This is a genomic window from Agromyces mediolanus (genome assembly GCF_014648575.1).
Taxonomy (GTDB): domain Bacteria; phylum Actinomycetota; class Actinomycetes; order Actinomycetales; family Microbacteriaceae; genus Agromyces; species Agromyces mediolanus.
In genome coordinates, this window is sequence record NZ_BMRJ01000002.1 from 666373 (window position 1) to 679356 (window position 12984).

General features: G+C 70.4%; 15 protein-coding genes. 10 read left to right on the plus strand and 5 right to left on the minus strand.

Annotated elements, in window-relative coordinates:
• The first annotated feature begins 110 nt into the window (after positions 1–110).
• From IEY71_RS12910 to IEY71_RS12940, 7 genes are all read left to right on the plus strand, one after another.
• A complete protein-coding gene (locus tag IEY71_RS12910) occupies positions 111–782 on the plus strand; it encodes a response regulator (RefSeq protein ID WP_189085722.1) in 672 nt (223 codons plus the stop codon).
• Positions 783–959: 177 nt separating this feature from the next.
• Positions 960–2372: an acyltransferase family protein gene (locus IEY71_RS12915; RefSeq protein WP_189085723.1), complete on the plus strand. Its 1413-nt coding sequence runs from the start codon at positions 960–962 to the stop codon at positions 2370–2372.
• A 311-nt stretch (positions 2373–2683) separates the two neighbouring features.
• Positions 2684–2917 (plus strand): glutaredoxin-like protein NrdH, encoded by a 234-nt coding sequence (gene nrdH, locus IEY71_RS12920; RefSeq protein ID WP_189085724.1) that lies wholly within the window; start codon positions 2684–2686, stop codon positions 2915–2917.
• A gap of 57 nt (positions 2918–2974) precedes the next feature.
• Complete coding sequence (nrdI, locus tag IEY71_RS12925) at positions 2975–3394, plus strand: class Ib ribonucleoside-diphosphate reductase assembly flavoprotein NrdI (RefSeq protein WP_189085725.1); 420 nt, start codon at positions 2975–2977, stop codon at positions 3392–3394.
• A 32-nt stretch (positions 3395–3426) separates the two neighbouring features.
• Complete coding sequence (nrdE, locus tag IEY71_RS12930) at positions 3427–5532, plus strand: class 1b ribonucleoside-diphosphate reductase subunit alpha (protein ID WP_189085726.1); 2106 nt, start codon at positions 3427–3429, stop codon at positions 5530–5532.
• Positions 5533–5557: 25 nt separating this feature from the next.
• Positions 5558–6577 (plus strand): class 1b ribonucleoside-diphosphate reductase subunit beta, encoded by a 1020-nt coding sequence (gene nrdF / locus IEY71_RS12935; protein ID WP_189085727.1) that lies wholly within the window; start codon positions 5558–5560, stop codon positions 6575–6577.
• 111 nt (positions 6578–6688) lie between these two features.
• The gene (locus tag IEY71_RS12940) at positions 6689–7087 is read left to right on the plus strand and encodes a hypothetical protein (protein WP_189085728.1); all 399 of its coding nucleotides are present in this window, start codon (positions 6689–6691) and stop codon (positions 7085–7087) included.
• Here IEY71_RS12940 and IEY71_RS12945 read toward each other — a convergent pair.
• Together IEY71_RS12945 and IEY71_RS12950 are read right to left on the minus strand one after the other, a co-directional pair.
• Entirely contained in the window at positions 7084–7734 is a 651-nt protein-coding gene (locus IEY71_RS12945; RefSeq protein ID WP_189085729.1) for a YoaK family protein, read from the minus strand. The genes IEY71_RS12940 and IEY71_RS12945 overlap by 4 nt on opposite strands.
• Before the next feature lie 157 nt (positions 7735–7891).
• Positions 7892–8050 (minus strand): hypothetical protein, encoded by a 159-nt coding sequence (locus tag IEY71_RS12950; protein ID WP_189085730.1) that lies wholly within the window; start codon positions 8048–8050, stop codon positions 7892–7894.
• A 110-nt stretch (positions 8051–8160) separates the two neighbouring features.
• On the opposite strand from IEY71_RS12950, the gene IEY71_RS12955 reads away from it, so the two are divergent.
• Complete coding sequence (locus IEY71_RS12955; protein WP_189085998.1) at positions 8161–8448, plus strand: hypothetical protein; 288 nt, start codon at positions 8161–8163, stop codon at positions 8446–8448.
• Here the strand turns inward: IEY71_RS12955 and IEY71_RS12960 are convergent.
• From IEY71_RS12960 to IEY71_RS18405, 3 genes are all read right to left on the minus strand, one after another.
• Entirely contained in the window at positions 8429–9232 is an 804-nt protein-coding gene (locus IEY71_RS12960) for an aminoglycoside adenylyltransferase domain-containing protein (RefSeq protein ID WP_189085731.1), read from the minus strand. The two genes, IEY71_RS12955 and IEY71_RS12960, sit on opposite strands and share 20 nt — an antisense overlap.
• 57 nt (positions 9233–9289) lie before the next feature.
• Positions 9290–10393: an MBL fold metallo-hydrolase gene (locus tag IEY71_RS12965; protein WP_189085732.1), complete on the minus strand. Its 1104-nt coding sequence runs from the start codon at positions 10391–10393 to the stop codon at positions 9290–9292.
• A 93-nt stretch (positions 10394–10486) separates the two neighbouring features.
• Positions 10487–10978, minus strand: a complete 492-nt coding sequence (locus tag IEY71_RS18405) for a MarR family winged helix-turn-helix transcriptional regulator (protein ID WP_229781727.1) — start codon at positions 10976–10978, stop codon at positions 10487–10489.
• Between the two features lie 74 nt (positions 10979–11052).
• On the opposite strand from IEY71_RS18405, the gene IEY71_RS12975 reads away from it, so the two are divergent.
• Positions 11053–12231 (plus strand): FAD-dependent oxidoreductase, encoded by a 1179-nt coding sequence (locus tag IEY71_RS12975; protein WP_189085733.1) that lies wholly within the window; start codon positions 11053–11055, stop codon positions 12229–12231.
• A 68-nt stretch (positions 12232–12299) separates the two neighbouring features.
• Positions 12300–12887, plus strand: a complete 588-nt coding sequence (locus IEY71_RS12980) for a MarR family winged helix-turn-helix transcriptional regulator (protein ID WP_189085734.1) — start codon at positions 12300–12302, stop codon at positions 12885–12887.
• The last annotated feature ends 97 nt before the right edge of the window (positions 12888–12984 follow it).

Consider the following 12984-nt stretch of genomic DNA (forward strand, 5'->3'; position numbering starts at 1 on the left):
GCGCGGCTCGTCGGTGGCACGATCGAGACGGGGCCGACCGAGTCGGGCGGCTTCCGGGTGGCCGCCGTGCTGCCCGTGATCGCCGAGGCCAGCCCTGGAGGAACCGCCGGATGACCATCACCGTGCTCGTCGCCGACGACCAGGCCATGGTGCGCGCCGGCTTCGCCGCCGTGCTCGACGCGCAGCCCGGCATCGAGGTCGTCGGCCAGGCCTCCGACGGTGCTGAGGCGGTGCGGCTCGCGCACGAGCTGCGGCCCGACGTGATCGTCATGGACGTGCGGATGCCCGGCACGAACGGCATCGAGGCCACCCGCGCCCTGCAGACCCCGCCGCGCTCGAGCGACTACGTCCCGCGGGTGCTCATGCTCACGACCTTCGACATCGACGAGTACGTGTACCAGGCGCTGCGCGCCGGGGCGAGCGGCTTCCTGCTGAAGGACGCGCTGCCCGACGAGGTCGCCCGCGCGGTGCGGGTGATCGCGGCGGGGGAGGCGCTGCTCGCGCCGAGCGTGACCCGCCGCCTCATCGAGGACGTGGCGAAGCAGGCGCCCGCGCGCCCCGTCGACGAGCACCTGCTCTCGGCGCTCACCGAGCGCGAACGGGAGGTGCTCGTGCGCATCGCCCGAGGCCGCTCGAACCAGGAGATCGCCGCCGAGCTCTTCATCGCCGAGCAGACGGTGAAGACGCACGTGAGCAAGATCCTGCAGAAGCTCGGGCTCCGCGACCGGGTGCACGCGGTCGTCTTCGCGTACGACACCGGCCTCGTCTCGCCCGCCCGCTGAGCGGCTCGGCGCGCGGAGCGCGCGCGCCCCGAGGCATCCGCCTATCGGGCCATCCGCCGCCCCGTGCCCCCTACCGAGGTAGGGGGCACGAACCGTTCCACCGGGTGATGCCCCGGCCGGTGCCGCGTCCATAGCCTGCGGGAGCCGGGGGAGGGACCGCCGGCGGAGGGGATCCCGATGGACGCGACGATCCAGGCGAGCGCCGCAGGGCGCGCCGCGGCGGGCACGAAGCCGGCGCGGGACACGGCGATCGACGCGGCCAGGGCCGGATGCCTCGCCGTCGTGTTCCTGCTGCACGCGATGATGGTCGGCGTGAGCGTCGGCCCCGGCGGCCCGGTGCTCGAGAACGCGCTCGAGGGCTGGGAGTACCTCGCCCCCGCCACCTGGGTCGTGCAGATCATGCCCCTCTTCTTCCTCATCGGCGGCTTCTCCGGCTGGACCGCGTGGCAGCGCCGCCGGGCCCGCGGCGTCGACGCGGCGGGCTTCGTGCGCGACCGGATCATCCGGCTCGTGCGCCCCGCCGTGCCGCTCGTCGCCGTCGTGGGGCTCGCGCTCGCCGGGCTCGCCGCGGCCGGGGTGCCGGCCGACATCGTGCAGACGGCCTCGTTCCGGATCGGTCAGCCGCTCTGGTTCCTCGCCGTCTACCTCGGCGCCTCGGCGCTCGTGCCGCTCATGGTGCGCCTGCACGAGTGGCGGCCGGGCGTGACGATCGGCGCGCTCGTCGGCGCGGTCGTCGCAGTGGATGCGCTGCGCTTCGCCACCGGCGTCGAGGCGCTCGGCTTCCTGAACCTCGCCTTCGTGTGGCTCGCGATGCAGCAGCTCGGCTTCCTGCTCGCCGACGGGACGGTCGACCGGATGCCGGTGGTCGCGCGCCTGCGGCTCGCGGGCTGCGCGCTCGGCGGGCTGCTCGCGATCACCCTCTCCGGCCCGTACACGCCGGACCTGCTGCAGAACCTCAACCCGCCCACGATCTGCCTCGTGCTGCTCGGCACCGCGCAGCTCGCCCTCTTCTCGCTCGTGCGGCGCCCCCTCGGCCGCTGGGCGGAGCGCCGCGGCCCGGCCCGCGTCGTCGCGAGCTTCGGCGAGTGGGGGATGACGATGTACCTCTGGCACCTGCCGGCCTTCGTGCTGCTCGCGGCCGGCCTGCTCGCCGCGAACGCGAGCTTCGGGCTCGTGCTGCCCGAACCGCTCAGCGCCGAGTGGTGGGCGACGCGGCCGCTCTGGCTGCTGGGCGCAGCGGCGGTGACGGCGCTCGCCGTGCGCGCCTTCGCCCGCTGGGAGCGCGGCTCGCGCAGTTCCGGTCGCGACGGCGACGACGGGACGGGGCGGATGCCGCGGGCGCGCGCGCTCGCCGGCGAGCTGCCGCGCGTGCCGGCCTGGCTCGCCGTGCCGGCCGGGGTGCTCGGCGTCGGCACCGCCCTCGTCGTGGGCTTCGCCCCGGTGCCGGCCCTCGTCTCGCTCGCGCTGCTCGGCGTCGCGCTGCTGGGCGCCCGGCCGTCCCGCCTGCACGGACGTGCAGCCCTGGTGGCGCGTGTCGAGGCCGGAATGTCGGTGGTCGGTGGGAAGCTGATCCCACAACACCAGATGTAGGGGTCGGCCCGGCGAGGGCCCCAAGGTATTGGGGCTCGGCAACACGCCGCGACACGCCGGGGTGACTGTCCACAAGGACTTTTTCCTGGGTCGTGAGCGTTGTGGATAACAGGGCCCGGAAGGGCGGATTTCCGCCGAATCCGGGGCGGCCGGGCTGGGGAAATCCCGTGGATAACCCCGTGGATAACTACACGAATGTAACTACAGCATGTTGTGGCCGCCCCGCTGGGTGAACACAAGATGTAGTATCGAAGACACCAGCTACGAACCGGGGGCGAGCTCCCCGAGGGGCTCGAGAACGAGGGGAAATCATGACGGTCACGGTCTACACCAAGCCTTCCTGCGTGCAGTGCAACGCGACGTATCGCGCCCTCGACAGCAAGGGCATCGAGTACGAAGTGCTCGACCTCTCTGTCGACGAGCAGGCGCTCGCGCAGGTGAAAGAGCTCGGCTACCTGCAGGCCCCGGTCGTCATCACCGACGACGGCCACTGGTCGGGCTTCCGCCCCGACAAGATCGACGAGCTGGCCGCCCGCCTCGCGTAGTCATGGCGGTCGGTGAGCTCCACGAGATCCGGCCGTGCACGACGTGAGGGAGGGAACATGACGAACCTGGTCTACTTCTCGAGCGTCTCGGGCAACACGCAGCGCTTCATGGAGAAGCTCGGCCGTCCGGCCGACCGCATCCCGCTGTACGCCCGCGATGAGCCGCTCCACGCCGACGAGCCGTTCGTGCTCGTCGTGCCGACCTACGGCGGAGGCGACGGCAATGGCGCCGTCCCGAAGCAGGTCATCCGCTTTCTCAACGACCCGGCGAACCGGGCGCTCATCCGCGGCGTCATCGGCGCCGGCAACACCAATTTCGGCACCGGCTACTGCCTCGCCGGCGACATCATCGCCGCCAAGTGCGCCGTGCCGCATCTCTATCGATTTGAAGTATTCGGAACACCAGACGACGTTCGCGCCGTCGACGAGGGATTGGACGCATTTTGGCAAGCACAGCAGCAACGACTGACGGCGTAGCTCTGATCGAGGCGCCCCGGGGGTCGAGCGGAATGGACTACCACTCCCTCAACGCCATGCTGAACCTCTACGGTCCGAACGGCGAGATCCAGTTCGAGAAGGACCGCGAGGCGGCGCGCGAGTACTTCCTGCAGCACGTCAACCAGAACACCGTCTTCTTCCACTCGCTGAAGGAGCGGCTCGACTACCTGGTCGAGAAGGAGTACTACGAGCAGGCCGTGCTCGACCAGTACTCGTTCGAGTTCATCCAGAAGCTCAACGACCTCGCCTACTCGAAGAAGTTCCGCTTCGAGACCTTCCTCGGCGCGTTCAAGTACTACACGAGCTACACGCTGAAGACCTTCGACGGCAAGCGCTACCTCGAGCGCTTCGAGGACCGCGTCGTGATGACCGCGCTCGGGCTCGCCCGCGGCGACGAGCAGCTCGCCATCGACCTCGTCGAGGAGATCATCGCCGGCCGCTTCCAGCCGGCCACGCCGACCTTCCTCAACACGGGCAAGGCCCAGCGCGGCGAGCTCGTCTCCTGCTTCCTCCTCCGCATCGAGGACAACATGGAGTCCATCGCCCGCGGCATCAACTCGGCGCTGCAGCTCTCGAAGCGCGGCGGCGGCGTCGCCCTGCTGCTCTCGAACATCCGCGAGTCGGGTGCGCCGATCAAGCAGATCGAGAACCAGTCCTCCGGCATCATCCCCGTGATGAAGCTGCTGGAAGACAGCTTCAGCTACGCGAACCAGCTCGGCGCGCGTCAGGGCGCCGGCGCGGTGTACCTCTCGGCGCACCACCCCGACATCATGCGCTTCCTCGACACCAAGCGCGAGAACGCCGACGAGAAGATCCGCATCAAGACGCTCTCCCTCGGCGTCGTCGTGCCCGACATCACCTTCGAGCTCGCGAAGAACAACGAGGACATGTATCTCTTCTCGCCGTACGACGTCGAGAAGGTCTACGGCAAGCCCTTCGGCGACGTGCCGCTCACCGAGAACTACCGCGACATGGTGAACGACGCGCGCATCAAGAAGACCAAGATCAACGCGCGCGAGTTCTTCCAGACCCTCGCCGAGATCCAGTTCGAGTCGGGCTACCCCTACATCGTGTTCGAGGACACGGTGAACAAGGCGAACCCGATCAAGGGCCGCATCAACATGTCGAACCTCTGCAGCGAGATCCTGCAGGTCAACACCCCGACGACCTACCACGAGGACCTCTCCTACGACGTCATCGGCAAGGACATCAGCTGCAACCTCGGCTCGCTGAACATCGCGCTCACGATGGACTCGCCCGACTTCGGCAAGACCGTCGAGACGGCCATCCGCGGTCTCACCTCGGTGTCCAACCAGAGCCACATCACCTCGGTGCGCTCCATCGAGGACGGCAACGACAAGTCGCACGCCATCGGCCTCGGCCAGATGAACCTGCACGGCTACCTCGCCCGCGAGCGCGTCTTCTACGGGTCCGAAGAGGGCGTCGACTTCACGAACATCTACTTCTACACGGTGCTGTTCCACGCGCTGCGCGCCTCGAACAAGATCGCGATCGAGCGCGGCGAGGTGTTCGACGGCTTCGCCGACTCGAAGTACGCCTCGGGCGAGTTCTTCGACAAGTACACCGAGCAGGAGTGGGTGCCGGCGACCGAGAAGGTGGCGGGCCTGTTCGCCGACTCGAACGTGCACATCCCCACGCAGGACGACTGGCGCGAGCTCAAGGCCTCGATCCAGGAGCACGGCATCTACAACCAGAACCTGCAGGCGGTGCCGCCGACCGGCTCGATCTCGTACATCAACAACTCGACGGCGTCGATCCACCCGATCGCCTCGAAGATCGAGATCCGCAAGGAGGGCAAGCTCGGGCGTGTGTACTACCCGGCCGCCTTCATGACGAACGACAACCTGGAGTACTACCAGGACGCCTACGAGATCGGCTACGAGAAGGTCATCGACACCTACGCCGCGGCGACGCAGCACGTCGACCAGGGCCTCTCGCTCACCCTCTTCTTCAAGGACACCGCGACGACCCGCGACATCAACAAGGCGCAGATCTACGCGTGGAAGAAGGGCATCAAGACCATCTACTACATCCGCCTGCGGCAGATGGCCCTCGAGGGCACCGAGCTCGACATGTGCGTGAGCTGCACGCTCTAACGGCTGGAACGAAGGACCCCCACCGATGACTCTCACCGACCCGGTCAACTCCGCGAAGAACGACCCGGCGCACGCCGGCAAGATCAAGCTCGTCGACCACGTCAACGCGATCAACTGGAACAAGATCCAGGACGACAAGGACCTCGAGGTCTGGAACCGCCTGGTGAACAACTTCTGGCTGCCCGAGAAGGTGCCGCTGTCGAACGACATCCAGTCGTGGAACACGCTGACGCCCGAGGAGCAGCAGCTCACGATGCGCGTCTTCACCGGCCTCACCCTGCTCGACACGATCCAGGGCACCGTCGGCGCGGTCTCGCTCATCCCCGACTCGCTGACTCCGCACGAGGAGGCCGTGTACACCAACATCGCCTTCATGGAGTCGGTGCACGCGAAGAGCTACTCCTCGATCTTCTCGACGCTCTGCTCGACGAAGGAGATCGACGACGCGTTCCGCTGGTCGGTCGAGAACGAGAACCTGCAGAAGAAGGCCTCCATCGTGATGGAGTACTACCGCGGCGACTCGCCCCTCAAGCGCAAGGTCGCCTCGACCCTGCTCGAGAGCTTCCTGTTCTACTCCGGCTTCTACCTGCCGATGTACTGGTCGAGCCGGGCGAAGCTCACCAACACGGCCGACCTGATCCGCCTCATCATCCGCGACGAGGCCGTGCACGGCTACTACATCGGCTACAAGTTCCAGCGCGGGCTGGAGCTCGTGAGCGAGGCCGAGCGCGAGGACATCAAGGACTACACCTTCTCGCTGCTCTACGAGCTCTACGACAACGAGGTGCAGTACACGCAGGACCTCTACGACGGCGTCGGCCTCACCGAGGACGTCAAGAAGTTCCTGCACTACAACGCCAACAAGGCCCTCATGAACCTCGGCTACGAGCCGATGTTCCCCAAGTCGGTCACCGACGTGAACCCGGCGATCCTCTCGGCGCTGTCGCCGAACGCCGACGAGAACCACGACTTCTTCAGCGGGTCGGGCTCGTCGTACGTCATCGGCAAGGCGGTCAACACCGAGGACGAGGACTGGGACTTCTAAGCCCCAGGCTTCTCGCGAACGAGGGGGCGGATGCTTCGGCATCCGCCCCCTCGTCGTGCGCGGCGGGGCCTGGGCCTGTGCAGCGCCGCCGGCCGCGGCTAGGATGCGAAAATGGACAGGGCAGACTCCGTTTCTGCTGAGGCGCGTGGCATCGCGGCCGGGTGGCAGATCCTGGCCGGCATCGTGCTCGCGCCGCTGCTGATGCTCCTCGCCGGCTGGGTGACGGCGACATATCTCTCCGATGGGATGGCCGTCCCCGGGGTGCTCCTCGCCGCGCTGCTCACTGCCGCCGCCGTCGTGGTCGCCGCGAGATGGCGGGTGACGGGGATCACGGCGGGAGCCGTCGTCGCGGCGACGATGCTCGGGTTCCTGCTCACCGGCATGGTCCCGTCCAGCCGACCCGATCTGGGCCTGAACGGGATCGTGCTGTTCGCCGGGTCGGGGCTGCTGACCGCTGCGATCGCGGCGGTCTCGTTGACGGTCGGGCTCGTCCGACGCTCCCGGTCCTAGGCGCTGCCGCCCCGTCGAGCCTGCACGACCGCGATGAGGACCGCGATCGCGACGAGCCCCGCCGCCGCGGGAACGAGGGCGAAGCCGCCCGTCGCACGGTGCACGGCCGCGCCGATGACGGCGCCGCCGGCCAGTGAGCCCCACAGCAGAAGGGGGCGCCGCCACGCTGTCCGCGACCGACCGGTCGCGAGCGCCGCGAGTGCGAGGCCCAGGCTCACGAGCGTGCCGGTCGCGTAGGTGATCGCGACACGGGCACGACCTTCGGCGAGGTACAGGGTGTTGAGCGCACCCATCGCGGCGGCGAGGAGGCCGAACCTCCACCCGGCGTCCGGCGCGATGAGCCCGAGCACGGCGGTCGCCGCGACGGCTGCGGCGGCCGCGGCGATGATCCAGGCGCGCCTCGTGCCGTGCGCGCCCAGTGCGCCGCCGAGGGCGACGCCGACGACGAAGGCGGCGACGAGCCCCAGGGGCAGCAGGGCGTCGGCGAGTCCCACGTCCCAGAGCTCGACCCCGGCCTGCGTCGAGTTCCCGCTCATGAAGGAGACGAACAGCCCGCCCGTCTCGATGAACCCGACCGCGTCGACGTAGCCGGCGACGAGTCCGAGCGCGACGGAGAGGGCGATGCCGCCACGAGAGACCTCCCGCACTGCTCCTCCGTTCCGCGCCATCCGCCAGGGTACCGCTGGCCGGGCCCCGCCAGTCGGTGCTCGCCGTCGGCGCGGACCGGCTCGTCGACGCCGTCGTCGAAGGAGCAGTCGTGCAGCCGGCGTCTCGCCGACGGTCGACCGCGATGGCGCGCTGGCCCTACGTTCGCGGCGGCGACTGCCCGGCGCTCGCGGTCACCCAGCCTTTCGGCGCTTTCGCTCGCGCTGCAGCTTCGGCCGTCGCCTGGTCGGGCGCCTCGGCCTCGAAGGTGCGTTGTTCTTCGTCGTTCGGGTTGGTGGCGATGATCGTGGCTTTCACCTCGGCCAGGTTACGAGGCTCCTACGCCCCCGCAACCGGGTAGACACAAGCACTTCGATGTGCGCGGGCGTCGCGTTCCTCGTCGGCGCGCACGGCTCTAGGCTCGAAGCATGCGCCTCACCGGAACCATCCGCCCCACCGCCACGACGGAACTCGTCGCCGAGGGGCACGATCGCGGATCCGCGTACGACGCGCTCCTCGCGCTCGTTCCGGCCGGGCACGTGCTCGTGCAGGCCCACTTCTCCATGAAGGAGGGCGTGACCACCGCGAAGGGGGTCATCCGGCCGGACCGGGTCGAAGCGATCGAGGCGGAGGGCCCCGACTACGCGACGGCGAACGCCGCGCTCGAGGCGGCGGTGCCGGAGGGCTACGTGCTGCTCACCCGCGTTCTGGCGTAGCGGCGCGGCCGGCGAGCTCCTCGGCTTGCCGCGCGAGCGTGTGCGAGAGCTCGGTGACCTCCTCGCCGAGTCCAGTCCAGTCGTCGGCCGCGACGCCGAGGTAGCCGTCCCGCGCGCGCTCCATGAGCGCCCGCTCGGCGGGCGGCAGCGTCGCGGCCACGGCGGTGGCCGCGACATCCTTCGGCACGATGTCGCCCCCGGTGCGCAGGGTCGTGACGATGCGCGCGAAGGCGAGCAGCGTGTTGCGCTCGTCGCCGACGATCTCCTCGAGGATGTCGGGGATGATCCCGAGCATCGCCTCGGTGAGCGCGGACACCGGCACAGGCTGGACGACCTCGGCGAGCGGCGCGCCGCGCAGCACGCGGTGCGCGGTCTGCGCGGTCGCGAGCAGGATCGGCACGTCGGGGTCGTCAGTCGGCTGCGGCACCGAGCCGGCCAGGATGTCGGCGCGCAGCCATTCGCCGAACTGGTAGTCGTGCACCGCTGGCTCGGGCCAGCGGCCATCCGCCCCGATCACCACGCAGGTGAGCTCGAGCGAGCGCCCCTCCGCCGCCTCGGGGAACGTCTCGGCGTGCCCCGACCAGCCGGAGGAGTCGAGCAGCACGCGAGTCAGCTCCTCGCGCTCGGTCGCGGTCAGCGACCGCCGGGTGAGCACCAGGAGGTCGATGTCGCTGTCGGGCCTCAGGCCGCCCGACACGGACGAGCCGTACAGGTAGACGCCGGCGAACTCACCCGGCTCAGCGCGATCGAGGTGGGCGAGCACGGGTTCGAGGAGTCCGTCCATCCTGCGACGCTAGCAAGGGCGGCCGGGACCGCACGGCCGTTCCGCTCTCGCAGATCCCTACTTCCGCTGACGGCCGACCCCGATCGCGTCGCCGTCGCGGCCGACGACGACGTCGCCGCGGAAGCCGGTGCGCGCCTTGCGCTTCCAGACGGCGTCGCGCACCTCGCGGATGCCGGCGGGCACGAGATGGCTCAGCACGAGTGTGCCGACGCCGGCCCGCGTCGCGAGCTCGCCGAGCTGCTCGGACCGCGTGTGCGTGCGCGAGAAGGTCTCGGCGAGGCGGGGGTTGATCGCGGCGAAGTAGTCGTGGTCGTACGCCTCGTGCACGAGCACGTCGGCGCCCTGCGCGAGCCGCACGAGGTTGTCCGAGGGGGCGGTGTCGCCGCTCACGACGACCGAGCCGTCGGCGGTGTCGAAGCGGTACGCGAAGGAGGGGAAGACGGGCGGGTGGTCGACGAGGATGGCGCTGACGCGCACGACGCCGTCGTCGAGGACCTGGAACGGCTCCATCACCGGCACGCGGTTCGTCGTGCTCGCGCCGACGTCGGGCAGCTCGAGGTCGTGCGGGGCGATCACGTTCCAGATGTCGGGCTTGCGGCTCTCCGCCATCCGCGTGTTCAGGTCGTAGGCGGTCGCCGCGACCGCGGTGCGCAGGAAGTCGGTGAGCCCGGGGGTTGGCGCGTCCGGCTGCTGCACGGGTGCGCCGGGCGCCTGCGGGACTTCGCCGGCGGGGCCGGGGCCGTAGACGTCGACGCGCTGCGAGATGGCGCCGCGCGCGCCCGGGGCGCCGTAGTTCAGCCAGAAGAGGTTGTAGACCTCCGCGAGGTGGTCGGAGTGCAGGTGGGTCACGAAGACCGCTCGGATCTGCTCCATCGTGAGGCCGGCCTGGGCGTACGCGGTGACCGCTCCGGGGCCGAGGTCGACGAGGTAGACCCGGTCCTCCACGACGATCGCGGTGCAGATGCCGAGCCGGCCGTCCTGGGGCGGCGGTCCGCCGGCGGTGCCCGCGAGCACGACCCGGGTGCGGTGGTTCGGCGCCCGCAGGGGCGACGCCGAGGCGGGTGCCGCGCCGAGGGTGAGGGAGCCCGCGCCGAGGGCGGCCGCCCCCGCGAGCATGCCGCGTCTGGTGAGCTGCGAGCGCGATCCGGCGTCAGGCGTCATGGGCTGATTCCTCCATTGGATTCAGTATCCAAAGCACCATAGCGAGGATGTCTCGGCCGGAGCAAGCGCGGCGCCGTGTCGCCGTCGCGCGGGTCAGCTGCGTTCGCGGGGCGCTCGGCGCAGGCGTTCGGTCTCGTCGCGGTTGAAGGCGGCGGCGCGCGCGAGGAACTCGGTGGCGAAGCGGATCTGCTCCTCGCTGAGCGTGTCGAGGTACTCGTTCCAGCGCGACGCGACGGCGCCGTAGACGGGGCCGACCTCGGCGAAGACGGCCTCGGGGACGGCGGACACGAGCACGCGTCGACGATCTGCCGCGTCCCGGCTCCGGGTGACGAAGCCGCCCCGCTCGAGTCGGTCGAGCATGGTGGTGATCGCCCCGCCGGCGGTGAGGCCGGTGCGCTGCGCGAGCTCGCCCGGGGTGGCCGGACCGTCGCTCAGGAGCAGACCCAGCGCCTGCAGGTCGGTGCCGTTGAGCCCGGCGGAGCGCGCGACGGCGTCCTGGAACAGCACGGCGTGCGCCATGAAGGATCGCATCGCCTCGGCGTGCTCGGCGATGGCGCTCGCGCGGCTTGAAGGGGAGTCGGCCACCTGATAACCTCTCTAAAATAGAGAGACTCGAACTTCGAGACTCTGTTCACCTCCAATCTAGCGAAGGGCGAGCCATGCCAGAGGCGCTCATCATCGGCGGCGGAGTCGCCGGGCCCGCGACCGCGCTGTTCCTGCACCGGGCCGGCTGGGACGTGCGGCTGTTCGAATCCCGCGGCGAGCCCGAGGCCTACGGCGGACTGTTCCTGAACGTCGCGAGCAACGGGCTCGCCGTGCTCGAGGCGCTCGGGCTGCGCGATCGGCTCGTCGCCGACGGGCACCTCAGCCCCTACCTCGAGATGTGGAGCGGCCGGGGCCGCAAGCTCGGCACGGTCCCGAACGGGCCGGCCGGCGCACCCGAGCGCGGCTCGGTCGTCGTCCGCCGGGCCTGGCTGCACCAGGTGCTGCGCGACGCGGTCGAGGCCGCGGGCATCCCGATCACCTGGAATGCCCGTCTCGACGGCATCGAGGAGTCGCCCGGCCGCGTCACGGCCCGCTTCGCCGACGGCTCGAGCGCGAGTGGCGACGTGCTCATCGGCTGCGACGGCATCGGCTCCGTCACCCGGCGCTGGATCGATCCCGGCGCACCGGAGCCGGCGTACACCGGCATCCTCAGCGTCGGCGGCTTCGCGCGCGTGCCGGGTCTCCAGCCGACCCCGCTCCGCCAGCACATGGTGTTCGGCGACCGCGGATTCTTCGGCTACCTCGTCCGCGACGGCGGCACGGTGTACTGGTTCGCCAACCCGAGCCGGCCCGAAGGGGACCGATCCGCGCTGCGGGACGTGCCGGCATCCGCCTGGCTCGACGAGCTGCGCGCGGCGCACTCGGGCGACCCCGATCCGGTTCCGCGCATCCTCGACCACGTGGAGGGCGAGATCGGGGCCTACGGCATCTTCGACCTCGCCCACGTGCCGCGCTGGCACCGGGGCCGCGTCGTGGCCGTCGGCGACGCCGTGCACGCCACCTCGCCGAACGCCGGCCAGGGCGCCTCCCTTGCGCTCGAAGACGCGGCGACGCTCGCGGGCTGTCTGCGCCGCGAGGCCGACCCCGGCACCGCCTTCGCCGAGTACGAGCGACTGCGCCGGCCCCGGGTCGAAGCCGTCGTCGCCTACGCGCGCAAGCTCGGCCGGCAGAAGCAGGGCGGGAGCTCCCGCTTCGCGACGGCCGTGCGCGACGTCATGCTCCCGATCTTCCTCAGGAACGCGACGCGCGACACGAGGAACAACCACCTGTACGCCTACCGCGTCCCCGAGTAGGCGGCGGGCCGGCGGTCTGTCGGACACGGCGAATGGAGTCCGGGCCCCCGGACCGGGAGAATGGCCGCATGTCCCGTCCCCCTGTCGATGCCGTGCTGCTGGATTCCGACCCCGAGCTCCGGCGGGCCGTCGTCGGCGGTGACGGACTCGATGCCCGCGCCGCGATGCAGGCGATCGTCACGTGGGCGGCCTCCGGCTCGCGCCGGGAAGACCTGCTGCGCCGTTCGCGCTTCCCGCTCGAGGGTGACATGCTCGCGTTCCTCGTCGTCAACCAGCTCGCCTACCGCGGTGCGACGCGTCCCACCGAGCTCGCCGACGCCGTGCATACCGGGCGCTCGAACCTCTCGAAGGTCGTGCGGCGGTTGGAGGAGGCGGGCCTCGTCGGGCGGATGGTGAACCCCGACGACGGGCGCGAGACCATGATCGCGCTGACCCGGGACGGCCGGGCGGTCGCCGCGCGGATCGTCGCCGCGAGCGAGGAGGACTTCGCGGGGGCGCTCGCCGAGTGGAGCGTCGCCGAGCGGGAGCGGTTCGAGGATCTGCTGATCCGCCTCGTGCGCGACCTCGATCACCGCGTCGAGGGGGAGATCCAGCGGGTGGCCGGCGTGCCGTGGCAGGAGTCCTCGTCGCGCTGGGATCCGCGTCCCGGCGGCTGACGCCGCGCAGTCCGGACGGCCTGCGACGGGCCGGAGCGAGGTCGAGGCGTCTCCCAAATGATTGTCGTCACGACAATCATGCGGTACCGTGGTCGCA

Bases quoted from the DNA above. Each gene is read 5' to 3' on its own strand.
- IEY71_RS12940 (WP_189085728.1), top strand. From the start codon at position 6,689: ATGGACAGGGCAGACTCCGTTTCTGCTGAGGCGCGTGGCATCGCGGCC.
- IEY71_RS12980 (WP_189085734.1), top strand. From the start codon at position 12,300: ATGTCCCGTCCCCCTGTCGATGCCGTGCTGCTGGATTCCGACCCCGAG.
- IEY71_RS12915 (WP_189085723.1), top strand. From the start codon at position 960: ATGGACGCGACGATCCAGGCGAGCGCCGCAGGGCGCGCCGCGGCGGGC.
- IEY71_RS12910 (WP_189085722.1), top strand. From the start codon at position 111: ATGACCATCACCGTGCTCGTCGCCGACGACCAGGCCATGGTGCGCGCC.
- nrdH (WP_189085724.1), top strand. From the start codon at position 2,684: ATGACGGTCACGGTCTACACCAAGCCTTCCTGCGTGCAGTGCAACGCG.
- IEY71_RS12960 (WP_189085731.1), bottom strand. From the start codon at position 9,232: ATGGACGGACTCCTCGAACCCGTGCTCGCCCACCTCGATCGCGCTGAG.
- IEY71_RS12965 (WP_189085732.1), bottom strand. From the start codon at position 10,393: ATGACGCCTGACGCCGGATCGCGCTCGCAGCTCACCAGACGCGGCATG.
- nrdE (WP_189085726.1), top strand. From the start codon at position 3,427: ATGGACTACCACTCCCTCAACGCCATGCTGAACCTCTACGGTCCGAAC.
- nrdF (WP_189085727.1), top strand. From the start codon at position 5,558: ATGACTCTCACCGACCCGGTCAACTCCGCGAAGAACGACCCGGCGCAC.
- nrdI (WP_189085725.1), top strand. From the start codon at position 2,975: ATGACGAACCTGGTCTACTTCTCGAGCGTCTCGGGCAACACGCAGCGC.
- IEY71_RS12955 (WP_189085998.1), top strand. From the start codon at position 8,161: ATGCGCCTCACCGGAACCATCCGCCCCACCGCCACGACGGAACTCGTC.
- IEY71_RS12975 (WP_189085733.1), top strand. From the start codon at position 11,053: ATGCCAGAGGCGCTCATCATCGGCGGCGGAGTCGCCGGGCCCGCGACC.